At 70.3% G+C, this 4,951-nt stretch carries 5 protein-coding genes and 1 pseudogene; 3 read left to right on the top strand and 3 right to left on the bottom strand.

The window, feature by feature from the left end:
* Positions 1-494, bottom strand: a 494-nt coding sequence (locus FV228_RS20165) for an amidase family protein (protein ID WP_246693963.1), incomplete at its 3' end; no start/stop codon positions are given.
* A gap of 309 nt (positions 495-803) precedes the next feature.
* Here FV228_RS20165 and FV228_RS33240 point away from each other — a divergent pair.
* Positions 804-965, top strand: coding sequence for a hypothetical protein (locus tag FV228_RS33240; RefSeq protein WP_187277829.1), 162 nt, complete (start codon positions 804-806; stop codon positions 963-965).
* A gap of 66 nt (positions 966-1,031) precedes the next feature.
* On the opposite strand, the gene FV228_RS20160 is transcribed toward FV228_RS33240, so the two are convergent.
* Positions 1,032-1,937: a metallophosphoesterase gene (locus FV228_RS20160; protein WP_147856247.1), complete on the bottom strand. Its 906-nt coding sequence runs from the start codon at positions 1,935-1,937 to the stop codon at positions 1,032-1,034.
* 68 nt (positions 1,938-2,005) lie between these two features.
* Positions 2,006-2,497 (bottom strand): annotated as a pseudogene (locus FV228_RS20155) (VIT1/CCC1 transporter family protein); the annotation flags it as partial.
* Between the two features lie 286 nt (positions 2,498-2,783).
* Between FV228_RS20155 and FV228_RS20150 the strand changes: the two are divergent.
* Complete coding sequence (locus FV228_RS20150; RefSeq protein ID WP_147856245.1) at positions 2,784-3,569, top strand: lysophospholipid acyltransferase family protein; 786 nt, start codon at positions 2,784-2,786, stop codon at positions 3,567-3,569.
* Entirely contained in the window at positions 3,566-4,897 is a 1,332-nt protein-coding gene (locus FV228_RS20145) for a 3-deoxy-D-manno-octulosonic acid transferase (RefSeq protein ID WP_147856244.1), read from the top strand. Before FV228_RS20150 ends, FV228_RS20145 begins: the two co-directional genes overlap by 4 nt.
* Positions 4,898-4,951: the final 54 nt, after the last annotated feature.

Raw genomic sequence — 4,951 nt, 5'->3', positions numbered from 1 at the left:
CCGGCCGCCACCGCGGCGCCGGCCCCGCCGGACGAGCCCCCCGGCGTCAGGGCAGGATCGCGCGGATTCTTGGTCTCGCCGTGCAACTGGTTGGTGGTGAACCAGCGCAGCGAGAAGGCGGGCGTGTTTGTGCGTCCGAGCAGCACCGCTCCGGCGCGCCGGAAGTTCGCCACGACGGGGTTGTCGTCGGTGGCCATGAGATCGCGCTGGAGGCGCAGGCCGTTCGTGGTCGCGAAGCCCCGCTGGTCCACGTTGACCTTGATCGTCACCGGCACGCCCGCGAGCGGCCCGAGCGTATCGCCCCGGACGCGGGCGGCGTCGACGGCGTCGGCCTGCGACAGCACCTCGTCCGGGCGATGCTCGACCACGGCGTTGATTCGCCCGTTGACTGCGTCGAGCCGATCCAGGGCGGCCTGTGCGACCTCCCGGGCCGAGACCTGGCCGGTGCGAATCAGGGCCGAGAGGTCGGTCGCGGTCAGACGCCAGAGCTGCATGAGATGTCCCTTCGCCGAGCCCCGCAGGGCGAGATTCGCTTTTGACACGCGCCGCCGCGAGGCGCGTCACGGTCTTATTCTTTATGCAAGCGCGCGGCCGTTTTTTTAAGCATTGGCCGATTGCGAGCATCGGCAACGGCTTGCCGCATCGCAGCAGAGGAACCTAAGCATTTTGCGGTAGCCGACCCTTGCCAAGCATAGACTGATTGATAACCTCGCCACCGTTCGCCCGTTCAACCGGCCAAATCTGCGGGAAGGATCGATCTCCTCCGACGAAGACAGACAACCTCCAGAGCAAGGCAGGCTTCCATGGCAGAGATGATTCGCGTCAAGCCGACTCACGACGGCACCTATACGGTCTATCGCGGGACTCTCGCGTTGATCAGCGGGCTGACCCGCCTGCAAGCGGAGCGTTACGAAGCCAGCATCAGCCAACAGCAACGGTCCGAGCTCGCTGCTGCGAGCCATTGATGCCCTGGACCGAGGCCGGCCGCCGGACGGACAGGCTGGTCTCGGTTTCGACGACGCCCCGGGCGCTCAGGTCAAGCTGATCGGTCCGAGGTCGCTGACCGTGCCGGCCGAGTCCAGGCCGCGGCGCCGCGCGCTGACCGCGAAACCTTCGCCCGAGCGGGCGATCTCGTACATCAGATAGGAAGCCCGCCGCGCCGCGAGCCCGCCATGTCCATCCGGGCGCGCGGAGGCCGATGGCGCGCCGATCACCGGTACGGAACGTCCGTCCGGCCCCGGGACGAGGGCGCTGGTGGTGGTGTGGTTGTGGCCGTGCAGGATCAGGTCGGCCCCTGCCCGCGCGATCATCGCAGTGAAAGCGGCGGCGTCCTTCAGCTCCCGCCCCGACGAGGCGCCCCCCGGCTGAGGCGGATGGTGGATCATCACCACCCGGAACGGCTTGCCCGGTTCGGTCGCGAGCGCGCGCAACAACGCTTCGGCTGCGGCGAGCTGTGACGGTCCGAGGCGGCCGGTGGCCACGAACGGCTTTGTGGGGATCGCGCTCGAGAGGCCGATCAGGGCCACCGGGCCGCGCCGCCGCAGGTAGGGAAAGCGTCCCGACGAACCCGAATCGTCCCCGGTGTAGCCGCGGCAGGCCGCCAGCAGCCCCTCCAGGGAGCCGCGCACGTAGGCGTCGTGATTCCCCGGCACGAAGCTCACCGTCTCGGGCGGACCCAGTGCCTCCAGGAAGGTGCGCGCGGTCTCCCACTCGCTCGGCAGGCCGATGTTGCACAGGTCGCCGGTGCAGGCGACATGCGCAGCCCCCTGCTGCTTCAGGTCCGCCACCAGGGTTTCGAGCACGGTCATGTCGTGGCTGCGCGAGCGACCGCGCCGCCAGTTGGCGTAGCCGGTGGCGCGCTTGCCGATGAGCTGGTGCAGGCGCACGCGGCCGAGCGGGCCGACATGCGGGTCACTGAGATGGGCCAGGCGGAAGATCAAGGCCGACGATCAACGCTGCAGGAGGGCATGGAACGCGCCCGGCATCGCGGTCGCGGGCCCTCGCGTCAAGCGCTGCCGATCAGCATCCCGGCGGCGAGTACCAGAGCGCCGCCGAGCATCACCTGCAGCGCCGCACGCCAGAACGGCGTCGCCATGAAGCGGGTGCGGATCGCCGCGATGGCGACCAGCTCGACGATCACCACCAGGATTGCGAGGCTCGTGGCGAGCAGGAACGGGTTCGGCCAGCCGGGCGGCAGCTTGTCCGGGATCGCGTAGGGCAGCGTGTGCCCGAGGCCGCCCAGCGTCGTCATGGCCCCGCAGACCAGGCCGCGCATCCACGGGTCGCCCCGTCCGGTGACGCTGCCGTCGTCCGACAACGCCTCCGTGAAGCCCATGCTGATGCCAGCCCCCACGGAGGCCGCCAGCCCGACCAAGAAGGTCGCGCCGTTATGGCCGGTGGCAAAGGCTGCCGCGAAGATCGGCGCTAGGGTCGAGACCGACCCGTCGATCAGGCCGGCAAGCCCGGGCTGGACGTAGCGCAGGGCGAAATTCCGCCGGGCTTCGGCGTCGTCGATCACGGTTTCGAAGGCAGCAGCCATCGGATACCCTCCTGTTTGTATCGGTTCTAATCTATAATTTAGAACCGATACAAACAAGGCGCGGACGGATTTTCGCTGCGATGGGCGCGCTTTCGCCTGGTCCGCTCCGGTGTCGGGCGTGCGATCGCGTCTGTCCGAGGGCCGACCGAGTTGCGTTCGCCGAGGCGCGGGGACTAGACCATGGCGGGACGAATCCGCGCCCGCTCCGATCGGGCTGCGGCGCTCCGGCCGCCAAAAGCGTTTCATGAGTCTCGGCAAGCGCATCCTTCGCCATCCCGTCGTCCAGCGCGCCCTCGGACGCCTGGCGGCCGGATATCTGCGGCTCGTACAGGCGACGAATCGCTTCGAGGTGCAGGCCAGCGCGGCTGCCCCCGGGAGCGCCGACGGGTGGATCGACGCGCATGTGCCGCTCATCGCCGGCATGTGGCACGGGCAGCACATCATGATGCCGTTCATGCGCCGGTCGAGCGATCGGGTCGCGACGATCATCTCAAAGAATCCGGACGGCAACATCAACACCATCGCGCTGGAGCATCTCGGCGTACGCGTGATCCGGGCGTCCGGCGCCCGCGGCCGGGACCGGGCGACCGACCTGCGCGCCAAGGGTGGTGCGGAAGGGTTGCGGGCGATGCTGCGGGCCCTGAAGGCCGGCGAGTCGGTTGCCTTCAGCGCCGACGTACCGAAAGTGTCGCGTCGTTGCGATGCCGGGATCCTGACCCTCGCGCGGTTCTCGGGCCGACCGATCGTCCCGGCTGCCGTGGTCACGAGCCGGCACCTGCGCTTCGGATCCTGGGACAGGGCCTGTCTCGGGCTGCCGTTCGGCCGGGGTGCGGTGGTGCTCGGCGAGCCGATCTACGTCGCACGCGACTGCGCCGGCGACGAGTTCGAGTCGCTCCGACGTCACCTCGAAGCCGAGATGGACCGCGTGCATGCCCGCGCCTACGCGCTGGTCGGGCGTGCCGACCGGGCGGCGCTTTATCGCAATGGGTCCCCGGCCGCGGCGGCCGTTCCGGTGGGAGACCCCGCGTGAAGCTGCCGTCCGTGACCCTGCCGCTGCTGGCCTACCGGTCGGGCCTGCGCGTGGGTGAGCCCGCGCTGGCCGGGCTCCTCGCCTGGCGCGCGCATCACGGCAAGGAGGATCCGCTGCGGCTACCCGAGCGGCGCGGCCTGCCCGGTCGCGCCCGCCCGGTCGGACCGCTCGCCTGGATGCACGGCGCCAGCGTCGGCGAAGTCCTGTCGCTGATCGGGCTTATCGAGGGCATGATCGCCCGCGGCTTCTCGGTGCTGGTGACCACGGGCACGCGCTCGGCCGCCGAGCTGATCGGGGCCCGCCTGCCGTCGGGCGCCGTGCACCAATACGTGCCGCTCGACGCGCCGCGCTGGGTCGCGCGGTTCCTGGACCATTGGCAGCCCAACCTCGCCATCGTGGCCGAATCCGAGATCTGGCCGAACACGATCTTGGAACTGGACGCCCGCGAGATCCCGCTCATCCTGGTCAACGGCCGGATGTCCGAGCGCTCGTTCAAGGGGTGGGAGCGCTGCCCGCGCACCGCCAAGGCTCTGCTCTCCCGGATCGCGATCTGCCTGACGCAGACCCAGGAGGACGGCGCGCGCTACGCCAAGCTCGGCGCGCCCCGGGTCAGCGTCGCCGGCAACCTGAAATTCGACTCCCAGGTGCCGCCGGTCGATCGCCAGCAACTGGCTTATCTCGACGGCATGGTCGCCGACCGGCCGGTCTGGGTCGCGGCGAGCACCCATGAGGGCGAGGACAGCATCGTCGCCTACGCCCACGCCGTGCTGAAGGCGCAGTTTCCGAGGCTTCTGACGATTCTCGCGCCCCGGCATCCGAGCCGCGGCACGGAGGCGGCCGAAGCCGCGGCCGCCTACGGCCTGCGCAGCGCTCGGCGCTCGAGCGGCGGGCGTCCGCATCCGTCCGTCGAAGTCTACGTCGCCGACACGATCGGTGAGATGGGCTTGTTCTACCGGCTCGCCCCGCTGGTGTTCCTCGGCGGCTCCCTGGTTCCGCATGGCGGCCAGAACCCGATCGAGCCGGTCCGCCTCGATACGGCGATCCTGCACGGGGCCCACACCGCCAATTTCGATGTGGTCTATCGCGCCCTCGACCGGGCCGGCGCCGCCCTGCCGGTGCGGGACGGGGTCGAACTGGCCGTCTTGGTCGGCGAACTCTTGGGGGATCCGGCGCGTCTCGCCGGCATGGTGCAGGCCGGCCCCCGGGCGTTGGAGCCGTTCGAGGGTGCGGTCGGCCGTACGCTGGCAGTGCTCGAGCCGTTCGTGGCGCAGATGAAGCTTCAGCGGCTCGACCGCGGCGACCTCGCGCGCCCGCTCATGCGAACCTGATGCGGCCACCGCGCTTCTGGACGGCGGGGGGCGACCACCCGGCCGCGCGCGCCC

It is taken from the genome of Methylobacterium sp. WL18, assembly GCF_008040015.1.
Classification (GTDB): domain Bacteria; phylum Pseudomonadota; class Alphaproteobacteria; order Rhizobiales; family Beijerinckiaceae; genus Methylobacterium; species Methylobacterium mesophilicum.
The sequence above is the reverse complement of the archived record's forward strand: the minus strand, read 5'-3'. Positions and strand labels throughout refer to the sequence as shown.

Coding starts and splice junctions, on each gene's coding strand:
- FV228_RS33240 (WP_187277829.1), top strand. CDS start 804: ATGGCAGAGATGATTCGCGTCAAGCCGACTCACGACGGCACCTATACG.
- FV228_RS20150 (WP_147856245.1), top strand. CDS start 2,784: ATGAGTCTCGGCAAGCGCATCCTTCGCCATCCCGTCGTCCAGCGCGCC.